This is a genomic window from Nesterenkonia salmonea, from assembly GCF_005771525.1.
Lineage (GTDB): Bacteria > Actinomycetota > Actinomycetes > Actinomycetales > Micrococcaceae > Nesterenkonia > Nesterenkonia salmonea.
In genome coordinates, this window is the sequence record NZ_VAVZ01000009.1 from 1 (window position 1) to 22,522 (window position 22,522).

Below are 22,522 nucleotides of genomic sequence, written 5' to 3' on the forward strand. Positions count from 1 at the left end.
CCAGGAAAGGCTGGGCCGGCAGCCCCTGACACGCCCGGGCCATACACACATTTCTGCCTATAACCCCGTTGTGAGGAGAATGCTGCCCGCTTATCAAAGTGCCGCGAATGGGAAGAGACCTCCAGCCATGGGCATAGAGGTCTCTTCTTTATCTTGCTTTGGTAGCGGTGGGGGGGCTCGATCCCCCGACCTCACGATTATGAGTCGTGCGCTCTAACCAGCTGAGCTACACCGCCACGACAATATCCACTCCGGATGTGGTGTGTTCACAACTCCAAGTGCGGAAATGTCCAAGGAGCAATCTTTCCACACGCGCTCCGGCTGGTCAAAGCGCGGAAGTTGGGCTTCTCGATTTCTCCCCAGGAGGTTCTGCCTCGTCCTTGGAGCTCACGGCCATGCGAGTCGCCGCCTGCGGCACAGGTGCAAGGAGAGGTCGTTTGATTGCGGTACTGCGGCCCCAGTCAGGCCCTCAACTTTGCGATATGTGCGGTGGGAGACGAAGATCGCGTCGAACGCGAGCATGGCGAGCGAGAACCATGGCAGCCCCACAAGCACTGCGATCCCTCCATGAAGTACTCGTCCTACGAAGAATCTGAAGCGAAGTCGCCAACGGGAAGAACGGTATTGACCGACCAAGAAACGCTAATGAACCAGGAAAGGATGAGCAAGACACCTATGACATGCCCAAGCTGTACACACTTTTGATCCTATAACCCGCAGCACGCTCAATCGGCAAGGGGTTCGAGTTGCCATCCTCTGAAGAAAGAATGACCCGGGCGCAGCTTCCTCACACTGAGAGTGTCAAGGAAATAATGCTGCACCTCGGGCCATATGCGGAGCCCCAACCGGGAATCGATCCCGGGACCTCAGTCTTACCAAGACTGCGCTCTACCACTGAGCTATTGGGGCAACGGCAGTAAACAGTAACACTGCTGCCGACGCTCCCTCAAGTTCAAGGGCACTGGCCCGCAGGGCAGTCCCAGTTTTCCCACTGGCCAAGAAGCAGAACCATCCAGCGCATGCACCTGTGGCGGTGGTACCGTCCGTATACCGGCCTGCCGCTGACCTGCGGCTAACGGACCCGTCGGCGAGACTTGCAGGAGTTCTGATGCCACAGTTCCACTACGAAACGTATCTGCCATTCTCTAGGGAGGATGTGTTCACCTGGTACACGCGGGCGGGCGCGCTGACCCGGCTCCACCCGCCCTTCGCCGGTTCGGTCCGCCAGGAACCGCCGAACGGCCCCGTCAACGGCTCGGGCTCCGTCATCACACTCAACCTCCCAGGCCTGCTGGGCACGAGCGCCACTGCAGCAGCCAAGACTCTCAGCTCCATGTTGCCATTCCCCATCCCAAGCAGCATGAAGTGGACCTCTCGCCACGAGGACTTCGAGCAGGGTCGGAGTTTCAGCGACGTCATGGTCTCCGGCCCCATGCGCAGTTGGCGCCACTCCCGTGAGTTCAGCGACGAAGGCTCCGGCACCATGCTCCGAGAGACCGTCACCTACGAATTCCCCGTGTTGTCTCACCTCCCCCAGGCCGTCACCAAGCAACTGCACCGGGTGTTCGAGAACGAACTCTTACGCGTATTCGATTTCCGAACTCGGCAAACCACCGAGGACTTGGCCTTTCACCAGGCCCACGGCACCCTGAAGAGTCAACAGGACGACGCCGCGGCCCAGGAGTCACCGAAGCCTGAAGTACCTCAGATCGTGGCAGTCTCCGGCGCCTCCGGCATGATCGGCACACAGGTATGTGCTCTCCTCGGTGGGGCGGGCATAGAGGTCCGCCACCTTGTCCGCCGCGACCTCACCGACCCCGCCAGCACGACCCCTAAGAATGGGGAGATCGCCTGGGACCCCGACAATGAACAAATCGACGACGCCGCACTGGCGGAGGTGGATGCCGTCATTCACCTCGCAGGCCACCCGCTGGCTTCGCGGTTCACCGCAGAGCACAAGCGCAAGGTGCGCGACTCCCGAATCAAAGGCACCACACTGATCGCGGACTCTTTGGCAAGCGCTGAGAGGGCCAATCCAAGGGGCAGGACCCTGATCAGTGGCTCAGCGATCGGCTGGTACGGCGCCACCGCTGCGGACCGACCGCACCAGGACCAGGTCCTCAACGAAGATGTTGAAGTCGGCACCGACTTTTTGGCAGGGGTCTGCGACGCCTGGGAGGATGCCGCGCTCCGAGCTGAAGCTGCAGGTGTTCGTGTGGCCATGCTCCGCACCGGAATCGTGCAGTCGCCATCAGGCGGGGCACTGCAGCAGTTGCTGCCGATCTTTGCCGCCGGTGCCGGCGGGCCACTAGGCCAGGAGCAAGTCCAGAGTTGGATAAGCCTCGATGACCTTGCCTCACTCACCGTGCATTTGCTGCTGAACCCAGAAGCTCGCGGCCCGGTCAATGGTGTCGCTCCACACCCAGTGACCGCTCACGACTACGCGAAAACTCTCGGCAATGTACTGCGCCGACCATCGGCCATACCCGTGCCATCCTTCGGGCCCAAGCTACTTCTTGGTTCTGAAGGAGCCCAGGAAATCGTGTTGGCTGACCAGCATGTCAGCGCAGAAAAGGCCCTCCACCTGGGGTTCGGGTTCCGGCACCCCGAACTGGACACTGCTTTGCGTCACATTCTCGGCCGCCATTGACGCGCGGGCCGGGGAAAGTAGAAAAGCTATAGAAACGCAACATCCGGTCGGACAACAGCGTTTGGCGCTGGCAGAGTCCTACCGGATGTTGTGGTTGAGTCCGTGTGGTGGGGTTTAGAGCTCGACGCGGCCTTTGTCACCCATGGCCGGCGCGCTGTCCGTGACAGTTGAGGCGACCAGCTTCACCAGCGCCACGGCCTTGCCCGGTCCTTCCCAGTACTGGGCAGTGTCCGGGTCCACGCTGATCAGCAGGGCCTCTGAGTCCTCGCCGCCTTTGGCGAAATAGGCCTTAGCGCCGAGATCCTCAAGTTGCTGCTTCTTATGAGCATCGTCGACCACCTGGGCGACACCAGTGACAGAGATCCAGGTCTTATCGGCGACAAAGGCGAGGTTCACGTGGCCATCACCGAGGACGTCGTCGATCTTCTCCGACTCAGCAGGGCTGAAAAACCACAACCGGTGCTGCTCGTCGATATGGGACACCGACATCGGCCGTGACACTAGCCGTTTTGATGAGTCCACGGTAGTGAACATACAAGTACCGATGTCGTCGATGCGGGAAATGAGTTCTTGAGCGCTGAGTTCAGTCATCCTGCAGTGTAGGCAGGGCGAACTGGACACCAGCTCAAGACTCGCCTCTGAAACCCTTGACGGCCCCAAGAGGCGAGCCCGGAACACGAAGCCTAGCGGTCACGCCAGCGTGGCTTCTTAGCAGCTTTCTTGGCGGGCCGGTCAGTATCAAATCCGCTGCGCTTCTTGCCCGTGTCGAACCTCTTGCCTCCGCTTGATGCGCCGTGAGACCCGGAATCACGCTCGAGCCGAATAAGCTCTCCACCGATCCGCGTCTTCGACAGCGCGGCCCACTGATCTTTCGTCAGCGTCTCCGGCAGCTCCACGAGGGAGTGTGTGGGGCGGATATCGATGCTTCCGATCTCCCGGGCAGACAGACCGGCTTCATTTGCGATGGCACCCACAATGTGTCCCGGTGCAACGCCAGCCTGGCGGCCGACAGCAATCTTGTACATCGCATTTCCTGGGCCGGCCACCGAAGGTGAGCCCTTCTGGCGGGGAGCGCGAGCACCAGCATCACGGGGACCCCGGTCACGGGATGCTCCCCGGTCCTCACGTTCGAAGCTCTGCGAAGCGGCGCGGGCCAGATCGTCTTCTGCCTTCTCATCCAGCAGCAATGGGCGACCGTCGTGCACCACAGCTACTAGTGCCGCGGCGACGTCTTCAGCCGGAGTGTTGTGCTCATTGACATAACTGGTGACCAGGTCCCGGTAGTCCTCAAGGTCCTCAGTGGCAAGGGTTTGAGTAATCCGCTCAGAGAAACGATCCAAACGGGAGGCGTTGACGTCAGCAACGGTGGGCAGGTTCATCTGCTCAACAGTCTGGCGCGTGGCCTTCTCAATGGAACGCAGCATACGCCGCTCTCTCGGGGTGACGAAGAGGATCGCTTCACCGGAGCGTCCGGCTCGGCCGGTCCTCCCGATGCGGTGCACATAGGACTCGGTGTCCAAAGGGATGTCGTAGTTGAAGACGTGGCTGATCCGGTCCACATCGAGCCCACGTGCTGCAACATCCGTGGCCACCAAGAGGTCAATGCGACCGTCCTTGAGTGATTCAACGGTCTTCTCCCGGAGATTCTGTGGGATATCACCGTTGATCGCTGTAGCCCGGAAACCACGGGCGGTGAGCTTATGGGCGACCTCTTCGGTGGCAGACCGGGTCCGGACGAACACAATTGCCGCCTCGTGGGGCTCAGTCTCAAGAATCCGCACCAAAGCTTCTGGCTTGGCGTGGTGCTTGATGAAGACGTACCGCTGACGAGTGTTCGCACTGGTAGTCGTCTTGTTCTTGACCGAGACTTCAATCGGATCGTTGAGGTAGTCCTCAGAGATCCTGCGAATCGCCTTAGGCATAGTGGCCGAGAACAGAGCCACCTGCTTAGTGTCAGGGGTCTGCGCGAGGATCTTGTCGACTTCCTCGGCAAAGCCCATACGGAGCATTTCATCAGCCTCGTCCAGAATGAGGTGCTTGACCTCACTGAGGTCCAAAGATCCCTTAGACATGTGGTCGATCACACGGCCTGGTGTGCCAACAATGACATTGGCTCCCCTGCGGAGACCCTGCAGCTGTGGGCCGTAGGGAGCGCCGCCGTAGATGGGCAGCACAGAGATACCGCTGAGTTGGGCGGCGTAGCTGGAGAACGCTTCAGCGACCTGAATCGCCAGCTCGCGAGTGGGGGCCAAGACCAGAGTGTTGGGCAGGAATCCAAGGTCGCCGGCCTCATGATCGGCAGCCATGTGAGTCAGCGCTGGCAGGGCGAAGGCGGCGGTCTTACCGGTACCCGTCTGAGCAAGCCCGACGACGTCACGGCCAGCGACCAGGTGAGGGATGGTTTCTGCCTGGATGGGAGAAGGGGTTTCGTATCCCATCTTCTCAATTGTGCTCAGCACCTTCGGGGATAGTCCGAGGTCGCTGAACGCTAGCTGATTGGCCTGAGGTGTTTCTGTCACGGTGACTCCTTGTCACAGTTGTGCGGCTCGATCCCCGCTTTATGCCTCAGAGTGCATGATTCTTCAGACCACTTGTGCTCGAACTGCTGGCGCTCGGCGCAGCAGTGCATGGGCACAGCAGGATTCATCATGTGATATCACGCTGGACATTTCACGGGGACGGACCACGAGGGTTTCCGGAATCGACCCGTGACGAAAACAACGCTCAACTGGACCTACCGACCGGGGACCGGGCGAGCCAGGAGTCTGCACAGATAAACGGGATTATCCGGAGAGTGCTTGGATAGTCTACGCCATAGGAGACGGTTTCACTGCATCGGGCTCAGCAGCGCCGGGTGGCGGGCCTTATGCGGGCCACCCGGCGCTGTGACCGCGTACTGCTGTGGCACGAGGGAGAATCATCACCCCATGCTGCGCTCAGCAAGCACATCGGCTTCGGGTTCTAGCGGCGCTGAGACATTTCCCGACGCAGGTTTTCCAGCTCCGAGGTGGTGGCTGCAGTGTTCTGCGCGGTGCGAATCATTGACACATAGAGCTCCAACGTCAATCGGATCAGAATGAGGTAGAAGGGCGCAGCGACCAAGACAAGCAGAAGCGTAAGCAGACCCGCAGCGGCAGACTCAGTCATGGTGATAAACGCTATGATGATGCCCACCAGAGCAAGGACACCAATCAGCAGTAGAGCAACACCGTAGATGACCGCTGCGAATTTGATGGTGACGAAGCTCTTGAAACTGAAATCGAAGAGCGCCTTGAAGAACCCTGCTGCATTGGGTCCCTGGTCACGTGGCGCCTGGTATCCACCGAACTCAGGTGGCTGGTTCTGCTGAGGCTGCTCTGGGTAAGGGGGCTGGCGTGGCTCGTCCCCGTTCGGCGGTGTAGGTGGCTGTGTCATGGTTTCTCCATCATCATTCAAATGCGGCTGTCAGCGACACAGCAGTGCCGCTTACTCCTCACCCTACACAGTCAATGCGGCCTGCCTCCAGAGCTCAACCACGCCAGTTCCCCGCCATTGCAAGGATCAACGCCTCTCACGCGAGGGTTCAGACGTTGGGGGCTTCCTCCCCGATCGTGGTGGAGGGTCCATGCCCAGTGTTGACCCGAGTCTGAGCAGGCAGACCAAGGAGTTGGGTTCGAATCGACTCCACGATGGTGTCGAAGCTGCTGTAGGAACGACCTGTAGCACCGGGACCCCCCTGGAAGAGAGTGTCCCCGGAAAACAGAACAGGGATGTCTCCCAAGTCCTCGGAGTAGAAGCAGGTGGATCCCGGTGAGTGCCCAGGAGTGTGGATAGCGCGCAGTGTGGCGCCGGCGACGCCAAAGGTGTCTCCGGCGCTGATTTCTGCGTCGGGTTCTGATCCTTGGTGCACCTGGTTCCAGAGCATCCGGTCCTCAGGGTTGAGGTGGATGGGGCCTCCAATTTTTTCCTTGACGTCCAGGACTTGGCGGATGTGATCGTCATGCCCGTGGGTGAGCAGGATTGCTGCCACGTTCCTTCCGTTGACGGCTGAGACCACGGCGTCGACGTCGTGCGCGGGGTCGATCACGATCACATCGTGATCATCTCCGACGATCCACACATTGTTGTCCACATCCCAGGTCCCGCCGTCCAGAGAGAAAGTGCCGGAGGTCTCGAGGTGTTCAATCCGTGCATTCATGTGTACTCCTACTTCAGGTGGCTCTGCTCTGGGCTCATTCTGTGAGTTCGACGACGGTGCGCAGCACGTCTCCGCGGTTCATAGTGTCGAAGGCTTCTTGGACCTTGTCCAGGGTAGTGCGCTCGGTGACAAAGGCATCGAGGTCCAGCCGGCCCTGCTGATAGAGGTTTACCAGCATCGGGAAGTCTTGGGAGGGCAGGCAGTCGCCGTACCAGGAGGATTTCAGGGCCCCTCCGCGGCCGAAGACGTCAATCATCGGCAGTTCGATCGTCAGTGAGGGGTCAGGGACCCCCACGAGGACCACTCGTCCAGCGAGGTCACGGGCGTAGAACGCCTGCCTATATGTCTCAGGACGGCCGACGGCGTCGATGACGACATCTGCGCCGAAACCGTCAGTGTGCTCCCGAATGGCGTCTACTGGATCGGTCCGCTGGGAATTGATGACGTGAGTGGCACCCAGTTTCTGTGCCTGCTCCAGTTTCCGGTCATCGATGTCCACCGCAATAATGGTGGTCGCCCCGGCGAGCTTGGCTCCGACCACTGCGGCGGTACCCACACCGCCTACGCCAATGACTGCCACGGACTCCCCACGCTTGACCGCAGCGGTGTTGAGCACCGACCCAATACCGGCCATGATCCCGCAGCCGAGGAGCCCGACGGCGGCATTGGCTGCGTCTGGGATGTCATCGATGACAGTGCACTGCCCCGCCGCTACGAGTGTTTTCTCAGCGAAAGCGCCAATGCCCAATGCTGCCTCAAGCTCGGTCCCGTCGGTGAGCGTCATCTTCTGCTTAGCGTTGTGGGTGTCGAAGCAGTACTTCAGCTCGCCCTTGCGACAGGCCCGGCATTCACCGCACACGGCGCGCCAGTTGAGGATCACTTTGTCTCCCACTGCCACAGAGGTGACCCCCTCCCCGATCTGGGAGACCCTACCTGTGGCCTCATGTCCGAGAAGGTAGGGAAAGTTATCCCCAACTTCACCCTGCTGAAAGTGTTGATCGGTCTGGCAGACGCCGCAGGTGAGGACATCGACGACAACTTCGCCCGGGCCTGGGTCGGGAATGATGATCTGTTCAATGGCTGCGGGCGCGTTTTTGTCTTTGACAACCACGGCGTTGACGGTGAGAGGCATGGAGCGCTCCTTCTTGAGTGGGGTGGTGCAGGGTGTGCAGATGGGACAGAACGCTTACGGGGTAGCCAATTCGAGCCCAACGTCCCGCTCCACGTGATGTTCTTCTTCGCGGGTCTCTGCGGCGCAGGGTTCAAAGCGAATGAAGATCGCCTTGAACCCTGGTGTATTGGATTCTCGGGCCACCAGATCCCGGTGGACCAGGGCATTGGCCTCTGGATAGTATGCGGCGGCGCAGCCTCGAACGGTCGGATAGGCGACGAGGCGGAAGCGTTCGGCCCGTCGCTCCTCATTGCGGAAGACGGAGACCACATCGACTAAGTCTCGGTCGGCGAACCCTGCGGCCTGAAGATCTTGGGGATGAATCAGAATGACCCTTCGGCCCCCGGATATTCCGCGGTAGCGGTCGTCGAGTCCGTAGAACGTGGTGTTGTACTGGTCATGGGAACGCATGGTCTGCAGCACGAGGTGACCGGGGGGCGGCATCAGGTATTCAAGGTCCCTGACCGTGAAGTGGGCAAGACCGTCTTCCGTGGCGAAGGCCCGGTGATCTCGAGGAGGGTTCGGGAGAACGAACCCGAATTTGTCGCGAACCCGTTTATTGAAGTTCTCCGTGCCGAGAACCACTCGGGAACAGTGGTCACGGATGACGTCATAGTCTTCGGCCATCGCCTGCCAGTCCACCGGGTGGTCGGCGCCAAGAATTGCCTGGGCCATGCGAGCCACAATGACCGGCTCGGCGAGTAGGTGATCGGAGACAGGTTCTAGCCGACCCTGCGTGCTGCTGATCACCGACATCGAGTTCTCCACTGACAGGAACTGAGCACCACCGGGGTGCTTATCGTCCCGATCAGTGCGGCCAAGAGTGGGCAGGATGAGGGAGGTCTTGCCGTGCATCACATGCGAACGGTTGGGCTTGGTGGAGATATGGACCGTCAGCCCGGTGCGCTTCAACCCCTGAGCCATCAGTGCGGTGTCTGAATTAGCCATAGCAAGGTTCCCGCCCAGGGAGACGAAAACGTCGACTTCGCCTTCAGCCATGGCTTTCATGGTGTTGGTGGAGTCGTGACCGTGGGGTCGCGGAGAGGTGATGCCGAACTCGGCGTCGAGCCGGTTGAGGAACCCTTCGGTGGGTTTCTCCCAGATGCCGAAGGTGCGGTCGCCTTGGACATTGGAGTGGCCGCGGACAGGACAGGCCCCCGCGCCGGGTTTACCGAAGTTCCCCTGCAGCAGGAGCAGGTTGACGATTTCCTTGATGGTGTCCACCGAGTGCGGCTGCTGGGTGATGCCCAACGCCCAGCAGAAGATGGTCGCCTTCGAGGCAGCCAGCGTCGCCGCCGTGTCCTCGATCTGGGCTCGGGTCAGGCCGGTCGCTCGTTCGGTTTCCTCCCAGTCGAGGTGTGTGCGGGCTTCGCGGTAGGCCTCAAAGTTCTTAGTGGAGGATTCGATGAAAACGGAATCGACGACGCTGCCAGGGTTGGCTTCTTCTTCCTTCAGCAGCAAGTGCCCCAAGGCTTGAAAGAGTGCTTGGTCACCGCCGACCCGGATCTGCAGGTATTCGTCACTGATCCGTTCCCCTCCTCCCATGAGTCCCTTGGGAGTCTGGGGGTCCTTAAACTTGAGAAGCCCGGCCTCAGGAAGCGGGTTGACGGCGATGACCTTCCCGCCGTTTTTCCGGCATTCTGCCAGGGAGCCGAGCATGCGCGGGTGGTTGGTGCCAGGGTTTTGACCCACCACAAAGATCAGTTCTGCCTGCTCGATATCTTCTAGGGATACTGTGCCCTTGCCGATGCCGATAGTGGGGGTCATCGCGGTGCCGGAGGATTCGTGGCACATATTGGAGCAGTCCGGGAGGTTGTTGGTCCCCAGACTTCGCGCCAGGAGTTGGTACATGAACGCTGTCTCGTTGGCGGTTCGGCCTGATGTGTAGAACGCACACCGGTCGGGATCTGTGGCCCGAACATGCTCTCCTATGAGGTCGAAGGCTGCACCCCAGGAGATCGGCGAATAGTGGTCTTCGCCTTCGTGGATGATCATCGGCTCGGTAATCCGGCCGGACTGTCCGAGCCAGTATTCTGTCCGGGTTTCCAATTCGCTGATGGGATGTTGGGCCCACCACTCCGGTGTCACGATGCGCTGAGTGTTTTCCTCTGCCAGTGCTTTGACCCCGTTTTCGCAGAATTCGACCTTCTTGCGGTCACCGGTGGTGGACTCCGGCCAGGCGCATCCGGGGCAGTCGACGCCGCCGGGCTGGTTGACCCGATACATAGATCGCAAGGTCCTGCTGACTCCACCCTGTTCCAAGCCGCGCTCGAAGGATACTTTTACGGCTTTGAGTCCGGCGGCGGATCCCTTGGGCTCCCCGACTTGCAGTGTTGTTTCGTCGATGTCGCCGAACTCGACGCGGCGTCCCCGTACTTTAGACATGGCCTGCAGATCCTTGATCTTTCATTCGACTCTGAATGTGTCCTGGGGCACTAATTCTAGTCCGCCCTCGAGGCGATGGTCATGGGTGTAGACGTTTGCGCTCTTGCCGCGGGAAAACCCGATAAGTGTAAGCCCAGCGCGCTCAGCCAAATCAACTGCGAGCGAGGACGGGGCTCCGACTGCGCTGAGCATCTCGATCCCAGCTAGGGCTGCTTTCTGCACCAGTTCAAAGGATGCCCGCCCGGAGACCTGCAGCACTGTCCCCGTCAGTGGTAGGCGGTCGGCCATCAGAGCCCACCCGATGACTTTGTCCACCGCGTTGTGGCGGCCTACATCTTCGCGCAGACACATGAGGTGCCCTTCGGAGTCGAACAGCCCTGCTGCGTGGACTCCTCCGGTTTTGTCGAAGATCTGCTGGTGATCCCGCAGAGTCTCGGGCAGTTGCAGAAGGGTCTCTGCGCTGATGCTCAGTTGAGGGCCTGCTGAAGGGGCAGGTGGGAGCGTCTTCTCCACCGCGTCGATGGAGGTGGTGCCGCATATTCCGCAGGCCGATGTGGTGAGAACATTGCGTTTTTCACTGATGGAGGCTCGGACCGCATGCGGATCGAGGTCACAGTCAATGACGTTATAGGTTTGGTTTCCGAACTCGTCTGCGCCGGCGCAGTACCGCATTCCGCGCAGTTCCTCTGACGTGCCCAACATTCCCTCCGCCACGAGGAACCCGGCCACCAGTTCAAAGTCATTGCCGGGGGTGCGCATGGTGACGGTGAACGCTTCTCCCGACAGTCTGACCTCAAGGGGCTCTTCAACGGCCAGCACATCAACCTTGCTTCGGGAAGTGACGCCGTCTTGGTGGGGGCGGGCGGGCGCGTTGTCAGCCTCACGCAGGATCCGTGTGATCCGCTTACGCTGTGTGATACGGCCCATGGTACGCCTCCTTCTGTCTGGTCATCGGATGCTGATGTGGGCCCTGCCGCCTATGGGGCCGGGGCTCCCCGGCACTGGCAGGCATTCCACGTGCTGGTCGGTTGTGAGGCCACCGGCGGGGACGATGGCCAGAGCGTCGGCCTCCGCTAGACCCCGCATCATATGGGAGCTGGTGTGGGGTAAGGGTTGCACAGTTTCCTGGGTGACCTGCACTGGCACCAGACGCACCCCGGTGCGGGGTCCCTGAAGCGCACTACCCGCCCTGAGAGCATGGGAGGTCGCGGCTGGGGTGATCCCTCTGAGCGCGCGGATGAGGGGCTCTCCCAGGGCCGCGAGGGCCGCAAAGCCCGCCAGAGGATTTCCAGGAAGCCCCAGGATGTATGTGCCATTGTGGCGGGCCAGCAGGGCCGGGTGTCCGGGGCGCATCGCTACTGAGTCAACGAGGATCCGGGCCCTAAGCCGCGTGAGCGCTGGGCGCAGGACATCGGCGGGTGAACCAGCTGTTCCGCCTGTGGTGATGATGACATCCGGCGGATTTTTCTCCATCAGGTCGACGAGGGCGGCGGCGTCGTCGTCGATTCTGTCACTGCCTACCAGGTCTGCTCCCATGGCTCCCAGCATGGTCGGCAGCGCGAGTCCGAACACATCGCGGACCTGCCCCGGCGCGGGATGTCCTGAGGTGATGACCTCTCCGCCGGTGAGGATCAGCCGGACCCGAGGTGGAGGGATGACCGCAAGGTTGTCATAACCAGCCACTGCTGCGGTGGCTGCCCTGGTTGCGGTGAGGATGCGGCCGGGCTCGCAGAGCAGCTGACCGGTGTGCGCCTCGGCCGCCGTCGGCCGGATATTGCGGTGCGGCTCCAGGTCAGGGGTGCCCGGGGTGGCATGGAGACGCGTGCCCTGAGAGCCACTGTGGTCGATATACCCATGTTCGGAGCGCAGCACCGAGTGGGCGCCTTTTGGTATGGGAGTTCCGGTGACTACCGCGACGGCCTCCCCAGCAGCCAGCGGCTGCAGCACGATTCCCGGCCGGTCTGCGCGATCACTCCTCAGCGCCCACTGTGGTTCCTCGGCGGCAGTGACAGCCCATCCGTCCATGGCGGAGGTCGCGGCATGGGGAATATCCAGCTGCGCGGTCACCGGTTCGCTGAGCACGCAACCGATCCCTTCCTCCAGGCTGCGCCGCACAGCAGGCAGCGCTTCAGCAGAAGCCGCGATGCCTCTGGCCTGTTCGAAGGGGATGGGAGAGCTCACAATGGGACTGCTTTCCGCCGGGGCTGGTTCACTCTGCGGGCTGGGAGCGCTGTTCGAGCAGTTTGCGGGTGAGCTGCGTGGCAGCGGTGAAAGCCTTCTGGTAGTCCGCTTGCCCGGAGGCTTCGGCCAGACCGGTCACGTAGCCGATCAGAAACGTGGTCACCGGCGCGGCGGGACGGACCACTGTGTGGGCGGCTTCTCCGGCGACCTTGAGGAGCTCATCGATGTCAACATTGGTGCCTTGGATTTCCAGGTGGCGAATGAGTTCATCGACCCATTGCGCTATCGGTTCGTGGATGGAATGCTCCGTGTGCTGGGGGCTGTCGGCTTCTGGCATGGTGCTCCTCGCGGGATTCGATCCTGACGTCACGGGACGGTTCTGACCAGGTTCTCACAGAACTCTTGTGTCTAGGGCTCTTCCTTGGGCTGGGCCAGTGGAAGGGTGACACGGAGTTGTTGAGCATCTTCGGGGGTGTCGACATCCCGGCCCAGGCCTGCGGGCATGAGCGGGTGCGCGGTCGGCGCGGCTGTGAGCAGCCAACGAAGCGACCGGCCCGTCTCTTCACCCGGTGCCAGGTGAGAGACGCGGTTGCTGAGCCATATGCGGTTCACGGCGCAGCTGAGCATCTGGAAATTCCCTTGCTGGTCTCGTGGGACCACGGCTTCTTCGCCAGTTTCGCGCAGTGCAGGAATCCAGTCCAGCAACCAGTCCAGCAGCGGGCCGGGGTCGACTGTGTCCACTGCAAGCAGGAGGAGCACCTCGGCGGGTTCTGCCGGTCCTACCTGCGCCAGCGCCCGCACTCCGGCGCAGACGGCTGCTGCAGGCCCCGATAGTGGCGGGACTTCACGCGTCAGGAGGACGTCGCTGGGAAGGTGGCGGCGGAGGTGATCAGAACCGACGACGACGCCTGACACCTCACGCTCGGCAAGCGCGTCAGTCCAGTGCTCGAGCAGGGTTCGGTCATTCCTTGCGAGAAGGGCTTTGTCCACTCCCCCAAGTCTGCTTCCGGCTCCGCCTGCGAGCAGCACTGATTGGACTCGGGTCATATCAGCTGCTGCGGGGCACTCTGCGCATTAGAGCCCAGCCAGGGACTGTTCCAGATCGTCTATCAGGTCAGCGACATCTTCGATGCCCACTGAGAGGCGCAGCAGGTTTTCCGGCACTGCGAGCTCGGTGCCGCGTACCGAGGCGTGGGTCATCTCATGCGGGTAGTTCATGAGGGACTCAACGCCGCCGAGCGACTCCGCGAGGATGAAGTACTTGGTTGCCTCGGCAACTTTGCGGGCGGCTGGTTCTCCTCCTGCCAGCTGCATGGACACCATGCCACCGAAACTGCGCATCTGTGCGGCAGCAAGTTCGTGGCCGGGGTGGGAGGCAAGACCCGGGTAGAGCACGCGTTCGATCGCTGGATGACCTTCGAAGTGCTCGGCGATGGCCTGCGCGTTGGCGCAGTGCCGGTCCATGCGCACTCCCAGTGTCTTCAGACCCCGAGTGGTGAGGTAGGCGTCCAGGGGCCCGGAGACCGCTCCGACAGCGAACTGCTGGAAGGCTATTTTCTCGGCCAGATCATCAGCTGCGGGGCCTGAGCCCAGCACTGCGGCTCCTCCAACCACGTCGGAATGCCCGCCGATGTACTTGGTCGTGGAGTGCACCACCACATCGGCTCCTAGGAGCAGCGGCTGCTGGAGGTATGGGGTGGCGAAAGTGTTGTCCACCACCAGGAGCGCGGAGTTGACGTGCGCCATCTCAGCCAGCGCAGCGATATCGGTGACGGCCATCAGCGGGTTGGAGGGGGTCTCCACCCACAGGAGAGTCGCGTCGTCGTGCTCAAGTTCGGCTGCCACACGGTCGTGGTCACTGAGATCCAGCGGGGTGTTGGAGACACCCCATGCGGAGTGGATCTTGTCGAAGAGACGGAAGGTGCCGCCGTAGGCGTCGTTGCCCATGACGATCCGCTGACCGGGGCGCATCAGGCCGCGGATGATCGCGTCCTCTGCTGCGAGGCCGGAGCCGAAGCTGAAGGCGTGCTTGCCGCCTTCGAGTGCTGCCAGTTGGGTTTGGAGGGCGGTGCGTGTGGGGTTACCGGCCCGTCCGTAGTCGTAGCCGTTGCGCAGGTTGCCGATGCCGTCTGGGGCGTAGGTGGTGGAGAAGTGGATCGGCGGAACGACAGCGCCGAAGACTTGGTCCACATCCTGACCGGTATGGATGGCGTGGGTGGAGAATCCGGGGTTGGCCTTGGGGTCACTCATCGATGGTGTCTTTCTCTCTTTTGGCGCCTGACAGGTGGGCCAGCAGGTCGTTGCGGGTGAGCACGCCGACAATGTCTCCACGGTCAGCGACCAGAAGGGTGGGGTTGGCGCGCAGTTTGGTCAGAATATGCGGAACGGGTTCGGTGATCCCGACCAGGGGAAGGTTGTCGTTGAGGTGGTCTGAGACCAGGTCATCGGGTCCGGCGTGGCCCTCAATGACGTCCTCCGACAGGTGGGCAACATCTACCACGCCGTAGACCTCACCGATACGGGCAGCCCCGCCCGGGCGGTCTATGACTGGCACAATGTCGACACCGTAGCGGTTCATCACGCTCACCGCTTCACGAAGTGTGGTGTCGCGGGTGATTGAGATGACCTCCGGGAGCGCATCGGAGAACATGTCCCGTTTGGCCCGTAGGAGGTCGGCTGCAGTGGCCGAGTGATCAAGTCCAGCTTTGCGGGCTGCCTGTGCTGAGCCCCCGCTGGCGATTTCACCGTCGCGGACCGCAGCGCTGATTTCCTCTGTGGACTTCACACTGATCTCTGTTCCGGTGGAGGTGGAGACCACTTCACCGAAACCGTGGTCAATCATCCACTGATCATTGAAGATCTTGGCCAAGTATCCACGTCCGGAGTCGGGCAAGACTGCGACGACGACGTCGTCGGGGCCCAGATCCTTGGCCACTCTCAGGGCGGCGGTGACAGCCAGCCCAGAGGAGCCGCCCACGAGCAACCCCTCCTCGGTAGCGAGCCTGCGGCACATGGAGAATGACTCAGCATCGGTCACGGCATGCTTTTCGTCAGGGATCGAGGGGTCATAGTTGGGCACCCAGATGTCCTCGCCCACGCCTTCAACGAAGTAGGGTCGGCCTTCTCCGCCGGAGTAGACGGACCCGTCCGGGTCGGCGACGACTACACGCACTGGGCCGGAGGCGCGGTCAGCGGAAACTTCCTTGAGGTAGCGGCCCGTTCCGGTGACGGTGCCTCCGGTGCCTGCGCCGACCACAAAGTGGGTGAGTTTGCCCTCAGTATCAGCCCAAATTTCTGGTCCGGTGGACTCATAATGGCTGGCCGGTGCTCCAGGGTTGGAGAACTGGTCTGGTTTGAAGCCGCCCTGTATTTCACGGGCCAGCTGGTCTGAGATGCCGTAGTAGCTCAGCGGGGACTCTCCGCCTACTCCGGAAGGCCCGACCACCACGTCGGCTCCGTAGGCCCGGAGCACGTCGCGTTTCTCCTTGGCCACTTTGGGGACCGTGACAAAAACTGCCCGGTAGCCCTTCTGCTGGGCCACGAGCGCTAGACCGACGCCGGTGTTTCCGGAGGTTGGTTCAACGACCACACCGCCGGGGCCCAGCTGGCCGGACTTCTCAGCGTCTTCGATCATCTTCAAGGCGATTCGGTCCTTGATGGACCCACCCGGATTGAGGTATTCGAGCTTCACCAGCACAGTTGCTTCAATACCGGCGGTGACATTGTTCAGACGCACCAGAGGGGTGCGTCCGATCAGCTCGACGACGGACTCGGCGTATTTCATGACCTTCAGCGTACCGGCGAGCTTCTCAGTACCCCAGCCCCTGCGTCTTGTGACGCAATAATGACGGTGCACCCTTGAGCCGCACGCGCGTAGAGTAGCCCGGTGATACCTCAGGCGGTCCGGGTGGTGGACATGGATGCGCCCTTCGACCTGCCGCGGACCCTGGGGGTCCTGCAGCGTGGCTATGCCGATCCCGCCATCCGTGTGGATTCAGGTTCCTTCGCCGGTGGACCTGGAGGAACACCGGGGGCCGGTGCATGGCTGGCTCTGCGGCAATACGACACCGTCGGCCGACACGTGGGGGCCGTAGCCCTACGCTTTGACCAGTTGGATACCTCCCGCGTGAGAGTCCATGCCATCAGTGACAGTGGAGAAGCACTTGGTTCAGCCCTGGATCGGGTTCCAACGCTGCTCGGCGCAGAGGATGACTGGAGTGAAGTGGAGTTCCTGCTGGATGCTCTGGGGGACAGGATCTCCACCACGCTGGCCCAGGTGCGCCGTCGCCACCCAGGAGTGCGACTCCCGGCCACAGGAGGGCTGTTCGACCAGCTAGTGACGGCGACATTGGAGCAGAAGGTCACCCACCGTGAGGCCCGGCACGGCTGGCGGCACCTTCTCCGCCGTCACGGCGAGCAAGCACCCACGGCATCAACCCTCAGAACCCCGGACTGGCTGAGGCTGCCCCTCACCGGTGGGCAGCTCAAACGGGTCCCGAGCTGGGAATGGCACCAGATGTGGGTTCAACCACCGATGTCGCGCACGATCTTGCGATTGGCTGAGAGAGCTAGCAGCGTGCATCGTTTAGGGGCTTCAACTCCGGTCGAGACCAGCAGCGTCGGTGAACTGTCCGAGCAACTGACCGCGATTTCTGGAATAGGGCCGTGGACCACCGCTGAGGCGTTGCAGCGATCCCATGGGTCGGCAGATCTTCCAGCCGTGGGGGACTATCACCTGGCTCACTTTGTGGGTGAGGCCCTGACGGGGAAGCGGACTGATGATGCGGGGATGCTTGATCTGCTGCAGCCATTCCGTCCGCACCGGCAGCGCGTCATCCGGCTGCTGAAGTTGTCAGGTTTTCGCAGCGAACGCTTCGGCCCACGGCTTGCACCGGAGGACCACCGAGCGCGTTAGCCCTGCTGAGCAGATTCGCCGTCTTCCTGTTCGGCGACCTGCTTGTGGACCTCTTCCATGTCCAGGTCTTTCACAGCGCTTACTACCTGGGTCAGCTGTTCAGCGTTGAACGCGCCGGGCTGGGAGAACACGAGGACTTTCTCGCGGAAGGCCATAAGCGTCGGTATTGAGCTGATTTGCGCTGCCGCAGCGAGCTCTCGCTCGGCCTCGGTGTCGACTTTGCCGAATGTGATGTCCGGATGCTGCTCTGAGACCTGCTCGTAGACCGGGGCGAATTGCTTGCACGGTCCGCACCAGTCGGCCCAGAAGTCGATGAAGAGAATGTCGGAGTCCTCCAGCGTCTGCTGGAACACGTCAGAAGTCAGGTCAGTGGTAGCCATGGCCGCCACGATACGGCACACACCAGGTTCGTGTGGAGTCCTCAGAGGCTTTAAGCAGGCGGCGAAGGCTGGAATATGGCAGTGGCCCGGTCTCTTCACAGAAAATTCCGGGCCACTGCGCGCTTGCGCTGCGAACGCGTACGTGGCGGGTGAGGGATTCGAACCCACGTAGGCTGTGCCAGCTGATTTACAGTCAGCCCCCTTTGGCCGCTCGGGTAACCCGCCGTGAACGGCGCGCCCAAGCGCAAGCACCGGTCAACTTTACCGCACCCTACCCGCAATTCTCGAATTGGGGTGAGGAGTAGAATGACAGGCAGAATTCCCACCAGAATCGGAGACCATCGACATGTCTGAACTCGATGCAGAAAAGCTTGCCGGTCGGCTCACTGACCGCGCTCCGGCGGGCATTGCTGAGCAGATCGGGCAATTGATCGAGGCGAAGGTCCTGCCTGTGGACTCTCGCCTTCCGACTGTTCGTGACCTGGCCCAGGAGCTCGGGGTGAGCGTCGGTACTATCGCGCAGGCCTGGAGCCATCTGCGTGAACAGGGCCTGGTGGAAACACGCCGTCGAGGCGGAACGCGGGTGGTCCCGAGGGCTCGGCGCCGCGCGGAAGACTTCGCGGGTCCTGGCGAACCACTCAAGCGCATGGGGTTCATCAGCTCAGGCGTACACGCCCCTGGTCCGGCAGAGGGCTTGGAAGCTACGCTGCGCATCATTGCACATGCTGAGGATCTGGGGCTCGACTCCGCGGTCCTCTCCCCCGCAAGTGGCGAGCAAGGAGTTTCTTCCCCGGTGGCAGTCCTCGCCGCAGCCACTCAGCGCACGGCACGTATCCGGCTCGGCACCACGGCCACAATTCCCGCAGGTCAGGGTGAAAACTCGGTCTCAGCGGACCTTGATGCAGTGAATCTGCTCTCAGGTGGCCGTCTGATCGGTTCAGAGGAGCAGGCCCAACTGGTCCGCACTGTCATTCCCACCGATACCGCGAGCCGTGAGCAAGAGGCACGGTATCGGGAGATCGCCGAGGCCCTTCCTGAGCATGTGCTGATCGGCCCCAGCGATGAGATCGCCGATGCACTGCTTGCTGATCCCGACTATGTCGGCGCGCAGTATGCTACTTTCGCTCTTCCGCCGAGTCTCGACGAGACAGACTGCACTCACATTCTCAACGATGTGGCATCCAGGCTCGGCCCCGCACTCGGCTGGGCGCCCTCACCGCGCTGACCCTTTCGCACCACCACGACGGCGCAGCACCATCCCGCCCATCAGAAGAGCTTCTCAGTAGCGAGTTTGGCACCGGCAGCCAGGGCCTCAAGCTTGGCGTTGGCGATGAGTGGGTGAATGCGCCCGCCGAGCCCACAGTCGGTCGAGGCGATCACATTCTCCGGACCCACTCGCTCAGCGAACCTCAGAATGCGCTGGGCGACCAACTCCGGGTGCTCCACCACGTTCGTCGCATGAGAGACAACACCCGGAACGATGACCTTGCCCTCAGGAAGCCTCACACTGTCCCACACAGCAAACTCATGCTCATGTCTGGCATTGGCAGCCTCGAAGGAGTAGTACTTGGCATTGATCTGAAGCATCAAGTCCACAATGTGCCGGAACTCGATGTCGGTGGTGTGCGGACCATGCCAGGAACCCCAGCACAGGTGGAATCGAATCTGCTCCTGCGGCAGGCCCCGGAGAGCGTAGTTCAACGCGTCAATGCGTAACTGGGTGAAGGCGCGGTAATCCTCCACGGAGGGTTCGGGGGAAATCTGGTCCCAGTTCTCCGCAATGGAGGGGTCATCGATCTGCAGGATCAGACCCGCGTCGATCACAGCCTTGTACTCTTCACGCAGCAGATCCGCCCACGCATAGATGTGGGCTTCCTCATCACCGTAGTAACGGTCGGCGATCCGGGCACCGGAACCGGGTGACAAGGAGGTGATGAAGCCAGTTTCAAGCCCGGCGGCGTCCAATGCAGCGCGTAGATTCTGCACATCAGAGGTGATCTGCGCCTGGCCTTTGTACTTCAATGGACCCGTGGTTGCCGGAAACGGCGTAGCCGTGGATCCGGTGCCTATCCCGGATGCTGGATCGGCATAGGCATCATGGAAACGGACCCAATCACGACGATGAGGGAAGCTGGTGAGCTTCACATTGCGCGGTGAGGACGCCACCGGTGGCTGGGTGAAGATGTCCTCCCCTGTGACCTCCAAGCCCTCTGCGCGCTGGAAGATATAGGACCACCAGGCGCCGTAGTCCACGGGTGAACTCATCGCTTTGCCGAACTCTCCGTCTCCCGGAACGGTGATTCCCTGAGCCTTCTGCCGGGCGACCAGATCTTTGACCGCCTCGGCGAGCAGGTCGTCGAACTCGGCGGTGCGCCTCAGGGTGAGCCCATCGGCCTCGAACGATCGGGCAGCGTTGGCCTCTATGAGCTCTGTGGTGCGCGGTAGTGAGCCCGCATGGGAGACGAGAATTTGGTGCCGGGAATCCTGGATAACGGCAGGCATGCGGCTGCGTCCTTTCGAGAAGTTACGCCGCGCCGGGGAGCCCTGTCGCCTCGTTGTCTCTGAGGCTGCGAACTCCGCGACACAGCATGTGGTGTGCGGTCGGGTCCGCAGCGTTGCCGGCCACATGTCCCGGTGGCCTGGGGCGAGGCTTCGCATACGCGCTGCTGCGAGCGAGTCTACACAATCCACCTCAACAACTGAATTATGTTCAATATCTTGCGCTGGTGAGTCGTCGTAGTCTGTACTACACATCAATTCACCGACAGAAGGAGCGACCATGGCTAAGGAATCGACGTTCGACATCGTGTCAAAAGTAGATTCTCAGGAAGTGGCGAATGCGCTGAATCAGGCGTCCAAGGAAATCGCCCAGCGATACGACTTCAAGGGCACCGGCGCCTCGGTGGAACAGAGCGGTGAGCTGATCGTCGTCACAGCCAATGCCGAAGAGCGAGTGAAGGCTGCCAATGACGTGTTGGAGAGCAAGCTCATCAAGCGGGGGATCTCACTGAAGTCTTATGAACCGTCTGAGCCGAAGCAGTCGGGAAAGACATACCGAATTGAGGGACAGATCAAAGAAGGGATTGATCAGGCGACCGCGAAGAAGATCACAAAAATGATCCGTGATGAAGGTCCCAAGTCAGTGAAGGCTCAGATTCAGGGCGATGAACTGCGAGTATCGTCAAAGTCTCGTGACGATCTGCAGGCAGCCATCAGCATGCTGAAAGATTTTGAGGACGCTGATCTTCAGTTCATCAATATGCGCTGATCAGCGCATCAGAGGAAAAAGATAAGCGCCAGCGGTAGGGCGATGAAGACGCCCACTACCCAGGCGAAGGCGATGATCGTGCGGTCAACGGCCAAATCGGAGAGCCACTCGGCTCCCTTGATCGGAATCTCACGAATCCCTGGAAGGCCGTAGATCAGGATGGTGCCGAACACGTTGAAGAACAGGTGGACCAGGGCTGCGGTCAGGGCGATCGTGCCCACTGCACCGTCAAAGGCAAAGGCGGCAACAAGGGCCGTGATGGTCGTTCCGATATTCGCGCCCAGCGCGAACGGGTAGAGCTGGCGCAGGCTCAGCGCACCGGACCCTGCCAGCGGAACCATCAGGGATGTGGTGGTGCTCGAGGACTGGACCATCACCGTCACCAATGCTCCGGAGGTAATGGACGTCACCGGGCCGCGGCCGATGGCGGTGTTGAGCACCCGTTGTGCCCGACCCACCAGCAATGCCTTGAGCTTGCGTCCGATCAGGTTGATCACGGTCAGGATGAGCGCGATAGCGACGACGATCATCGCGACCCCGGCCCAAACTCCCGGGAGCCATTCCAGACTCCAGGTGATCAGCTTCGCCAGAGGCGTCGTCGCGGTCTTCACCACTGTTCCGATGCCGCCGAATATCGAAGCAACAATCCCGCCGTCGGAGCCTGTAAGTACAGAGGCTGAGGCAGTCGCCATACGTTCCAGCAAACCGAATGCGATCTCCAGAGGCAGGAAGATCGCCACCGCGAGCAGGTTGAAGAAGTCATGCACGGTCGCAGCTGCGAAACCGCGCCGGAACTGTTCCTTGTCCCGAATCATGCCCAGGCTTATCAGCGTGTTTGTCAGGGTAGTGCCGATGTTCGCACCCAGGATGATGGGCACGGCGATCCCCAACGGCAGGCCACCTGCAACAAGGCCGACGGTCACCGAGGTGGTCGTAGACGAGGACTGGCTCAGCGCGGTGGCAACGATGCCAATCATGAGACCGACGACGGGGTTGGCAGCGAACTCGAAGAGTGAGGCAGCGCGATCGCCGGCAGCGATGGAGAAGCCTGAGCCGATCACGTTGACTGCGGTGATCAAGACGTAGACGCAGACGGCGACGATCAACCAGTTCAGGACAGTGACGGTCCTGGTGGAGAATCGGTGGTGAAGGCCTGCGGGAAGCCGGGGGCTGTGAACCGTGCCAGCAACTGCGCCGGTGCTAAACGTTTCGTGCTTCTCCGGTGCTGGCAGTACAGCCATCAGCTCTCCGTTCGTGCATGGTGAGGGCGGTCCCTCGACGGTACTGGAGCGATCCAGTTGCTTTGTCCCCTGAAGGCTGACAGCCGAAAGTGAATTTCAGGTAAACAAACTGGGAACTTCACTCAAAAGATCCAGACCGTGACGAAAGTCTCAC

At 61.4% G+C, this 22,522-nt stretch carries 19 protein-coding genes and 3 tRNA genes; 4 read left to right on the forward strand and 18 right to left on the reverse strand.

The genetic code is table 11. The features are described 5' to 3' along the window. Window positions 1-159: 159 nt before the first annotated feature. Both FEF26_RS04570 and FEF26_RS04575 read right to left on the reverse strand, forming a co-directional pair. A tRNA-Met gene (locus tag FEF26_RS04570) sits at window positions 160-236 on the reverse strand. 601 nt (window positions 237-837) lie between these two features. Continuing rightward, window positions 838-909: transfer RNA gene (locus FEF26_RS04575), tRNA-Thr, on the reverse strand. Window positions 910-1,108: 199 nt separating this feature from the next. Here FEF26_RS04575 and FEF26_RS04580 point away from each other — a divergent pair. Continuing rightward, the gene (locus FEF26_RS04580) at window positions 1,109-2,650 is read left to right on the forward strand and encodes a TIGR01777 family oxidoreductase (RefSeq protein WP_138252368.1); all 1,542 of its coding nucleotides are present in this window, start codon (window positions 1,109-1,111) and stop codon (window positions 2,648-2,650) included. Between the two features lie 114 nt (window positions 2,651-2,764). Here the strand turns inward: FEF26_RS04580 and FEF26_RS04585 are convergent, their stop codons facing one another. From FEF26_RS04585 to FEF26_RS04640, 12 genes are all read right to left on the reverse strand, one after another. Beyond that, window positions 2,765-3,241: a pyridoxamine 5'-phosphate oxidase family protein gene (locus tag FEF26_RS04585; protein WP_138252369.1), complete on the reverse strand. Its 477-nt coding sequence runs from the start codon at window positions 3,239-3,241 to the stop codon at window positions 2,765-2,767. A 92-nt stretch (window positions 3,242-3,333) separates the two neighbouring features. After that, entirely contained in the window at window positions 3,334-5,169 is a 1,836-nt protein-coding gene (locus tag FEF26_RS04590) for a DEAD/DEAH box helicase (protein WP_243730410.1), read from the reverse strand. Between the two features lie 442 nt (window positions 5,170-5,611). Beyond that, complete coding sequence (locus FEF26_RS04595; RefSeq protein WP_138252370.1) at window positions 5,612-6,064, reverse strand: DUF4282 domain-containing protein; 453 nt, start codon at window positions 6,062-6,064, stop codon at window positions 5,612-5,614. A 148-nt stretch (window positions 6,065-6,212) separates the two neighbouring features. After that, window positions 6,213-6,827 (reverse strand): MBL fold metallo-hydrolase, encoded by a 615-nt coding sequence (locus FEF26_RS04600; protein ID WP_138252371.1) that lies wholly within the window; start codon window positions 6,825-6,827, stop codon window positions 6,213-6,215. A gap of 34 nt (window positions 6,828-6,861) precedes the next feature. After that, on the reverse strand, window positions 6,862-7,959 hold the full coding sequence (locus tag FEF26_RS04605; RefSeq protein ID WP_138252372.1) for an S-(hydroxymethyl)mycothiol dehydrogenase: 1,098 nt from the start codon (window positions 7,957-7,959) through the stop codon (window positions 6,862-6,864). Window positions 7,960-8,013: 54 nt separating this feature from the next. Beyond that, a complete protein-coding gene (locus FEF26_RS04610) occupies window positions 8,014-10,383 on the reverse strand; it encodes an FdhF/YdeP family oxidoreductase (protein WP_138252373.1) in 2,370 nt (789 codons plus the stop codon). 21 nt (window positions 10,384-10,404) lie between these two features. After that, complete coding sequence (fdhD, locus tag FEF26_RS04615) at window positions 10,405-11,310, reverse strand: formate dehydrogenase accessory sulfurtransferase FdhD (RefSeq protein ID WP_138252374.1); 906 nt, start codon at window positions 11,308-11,310, stop codon at window positions 10,405-10,407. 21 nt (window positions 11,311-11,331) lie between these two features. After that, window positions 11,332-12,564: a molybdopterin molybdotransferase MoeA gene (locus FEF26_RS04620; protein WP_138252375.1), complete on the reverse strand. Its 1,233-nt coding sequence runs from the start codon at window positions 12,562-12,564 to the stop codon at window positions 11,332-11,334. Between the two features lie 28 nt (window positions 12,565-12,592). Then, window positions 12,593-12,901 (reverse strand): DUF6457 domain-containing protein, encoded by a 309-nt coding sequence (locus FEF26_RS04625; protein ID WP_138252376.1) that lies wholly within the window; start codon window positions 12,899-12,901, stop codon window positions 12,593-12,595. Window positions 12,902-12,972: 71 nt separating this feature from the next. Continuing rightward, the gene (mobA, locus tag FEF26_RS04630; protein ID WP_138252377.1) at window positions 12,973-13,611 is read right to left on the reverse strand and encodes a molybdenum cofactor guanylyltransferase; all 639 of its coding nucleotides are present in this window, start codon (window positions 13,609-13,611) and stop codon (window positions 12,973-12,975) included. A 27-nt stretch (window positions 13,612-13,638) separates the two neighbouring features. Continuing rightward, window positions 13,639-14,814 (reverse strand): cystathionine gamma-synthase, encoded by a 1,176-nt coding sequence (locus tag FEF26_RS04635; RefSeq protein WP_138252378.1) that lies wholly within the window; start codon window positions 14,812-14,814, stop codon window positions 13,639-13,641. Beyond that, entirely contained in the window at window positions 14,807-16,348 is a 1,542-nt protein-coding gene (locus FEF26_RS04640; RefSeq protein WP_138252379.1) for a pyridoxal-phosphate dependent enzyme, read from the reverse strand. The genes FEF26_RS04635 and FEF26_RS04640 overlap by 8 nt, the downstream gene beginning before the upstream one ends. A gap of 102 nt (window positions 16,349-16,450) precedes the next feature. Between FEF26_RS04640 and FEF26_RS04645 the strand changes: the two genes are divergently transcribed. Then, a complete protein-coding gene (locus tag FEF26_RS04645) occupies window positions 16,451-17,479 on the forward strand; it encodes a DNA-3-methyladenine glycosylase family protein (protein ID WP_243730411.1) in 1,029 nt (342 codons plus the stop codon). Here the strand turns inward: FEF26_RS04645 and FEF26_RS04650 are convergent. After that, on the reverse strand, window positions 17,476-17,859 hold the full coding sequence (locus tag FEF26_RS04650) for a thioredoxin family protein (protein ID WP_138252380.1): 384 nt from the start codon (window positions 17,857-17,859) through the stop codon (window positions 17,476-17,478). The genes FEF26_RS04645 and FEF26_RS04650 overlap by 4 nt on opposite strands. Before the next feature lie 143 nt (window positions 17,860-18,002). Beyond that, window positions 18,003-18,084 (reverse strand) — tRNA-Tyr (locus FEF26_RS04655). A 121-nt stretch (window positions 18,085-18,205) separates the two neighbouring features. Between FEF26_RS04655 and FEF26_RS04660 the strand changes: the two genes are divergently transcribed. Beyond that, window positions 18,206-19,084, forward strand: a complete 879-nt coding sequence (locus FEF26_RS04660) for an LLM class flavin-dependent oxidoreductase (protein WP_138252381.1) — start codon at window positions 18,206-18,208, stop codon at window positions 19,082-19,084. 41 nt (window positions 19,085-19,125) lie between these two features. Here the strand turns inward: FEF26_RS04660 and FEF26_RS04665 are convergent, their stop codons facing one another. Next, a complete protein-coding gene (locus FEF26_RS04665; RefSeq protein ID WP_138252382.1) occupies window positions 19,126-20,361 on the reverse strand; it encodes a cobalamin-independent methionine synthase II family protein in 1,236 nt (411 codons plus the stop codon). 277 nt (window positions 20,362-20,638) lie between these two features. Here FEF26_RS04665 and FEF26_RS04670 point away from each other — a divergent pair, with 277 nt between their 5' ends. Next, on the forward strand, window positions 20,639-21,127 hold the full coding sequence (locus FEF26_RS04670; RefSeq protein ID WP_138252383.1) for a YajQ family cyclic di-GMP-binding protein: 489 nt from the start codon (window positions 20,639-20,641) through the stop codon (window positions 21,125-21,127). An 8-nt stretch (window positions 21,128-21,135) separates the two neighbouring features. Here FEF26_RS04670 and FEF26_RS04675 read toward each other — a convergent pair whose 3' ends face one another. Continuing rightward, window positions 21,136-22,368 (reverse strand): Na/Pi symporter, encoded by a 1,233-nt coding sequence (locus tag FEF26_RS04675; RefSeq protein WP_138252384.1) that lies wholly within the window; start codon window positions 22,366-22,368, stop codon window positions 21,136-21,138. Between the last annotated feature and the right edge of the window lie 154 nt (window positions 22,369-22,522).

What these genes read in the sequence shown, in the direction of transcription:
- mobA (WP_138252377.1), bottom strand. Translation starts at nt 13,611, where the DNA reads ATGACCCGAGTCCAATCAGTGCTGCTCGCAGGCGGAGCCGGAAGCAGA.
- FEF26_RS04625 (WP_138252376.1), bottom strand. Translation starts at nt 12,901, where the DNA reads ATGCCAGAAGCCGACAGCCCCCAGCACACGGAGCATTCCATCCACGAA.
- FEF26_RS04675 (WP_138252384.1), bottom strand. Translation starts at nt 22,368, where the DNA reads ATGGCTGTACTGCCAGCACCGGAGAAGCACGAAACGTTTAGCACCGGC.
- FEF26_RS04600 (WP_138252371.1), bottom strand. Translation starts at nt 6,827, where the DNA reads ATGAATGCACGGATTGAACACCTCGAGACCTCCGGCACTTTCTCTCTG.
- FEF26_RS04650 (WP_138252380.1), bottom strand. Translation starts at nt 17,859, where the DNA reads ATGGCTACCACTGACCTGACTTCTGACGTGTTCCAGCAGACGCTGGAG.
- FEF26_RS04605 (WP_138252372.1), bottom strand. Translation starts at nt 7,959, where the DNA reads ATGCCTCTCACCGTCAACGCCGTGGTTGTCAAAGACAAAAACGCGCCC.
- FEF26_RS04660 (WP_138252381.1), top strand. Translation starts at nt 18,206, where the DNA reads ATGTCTGAACTCGATGCAGAAAAGCTTGCCGGTCGGCTCACTGACCGC.
- FEF26_RS04640 (WP_138252379.1), bottom strand. Translation starts at nt 16,348, where the DNA reads ATGAAATACGCCGAGTCCGTCGTCGAGCTGATCGGACGCACCCCTCTG.
- FEF26_RS04635 (WP_138252378.1), bottom strand. Translation starts at nt 14,814, where the DNA reads ATGAGTGACCCCAAGGCCAACCCCGGATTCTCCACCCACGCCATCCAT.
- FEF26_RS04595 (WP_138252370.1), bottom strand. Translation starts at nt 6,064, where the DNA reads ATGACACAGCCACCTACACCGCCGAACGGGGACGAGCCACGCCAGCCC.
- FEF26_RS04585 (WP_138252369.1), bottom strand. Translation starts at nt 3,241, where the DNA reads ATGACTGAACTCAGCGCTCAAGAACTCATTTCCCGCATCGACGACATC.
- fdhD (WP_138252374.1), bottom strand. Translation starts at nt 11,310, where the DNA reads ATGGGCCGTATCACACAGCGTAAGCGGATCACACGGATCCTGCGTGAG.
- FEF26_RS04665 (WP_138252382.1), bottom strand. Translation starts at nt 20,361, where the DNA reads ATGCCTGCCGTTATCCAGGATTCCCGGCACCAAATTCTCGTCTCCCAT.
- FEF26_RS04580 (WP_138252368.1), top strand. Translation starts at nt 1,109, where the DNA reads ATGCCACAGTTCCACTACGAAACGTATCTGCCATTCTCTAGGGAGGAT.
- FEF26_RS04610 (WP_138252373.1), bottom strand. Translation starts at nt 10,383, where the DNA reads ATGTCTAAAGTACGGGGACGCCGCGTCGAGTTCGGCGACATCGACGAA.
- FEF26_RS04670 (WP_138252383.1), top strand. Translation starts at nt 20,639, where the DNA reads ATGGCTAAGGAATCGACGTTCGACATCGTGTCAAAAGTAGATTCTCAG.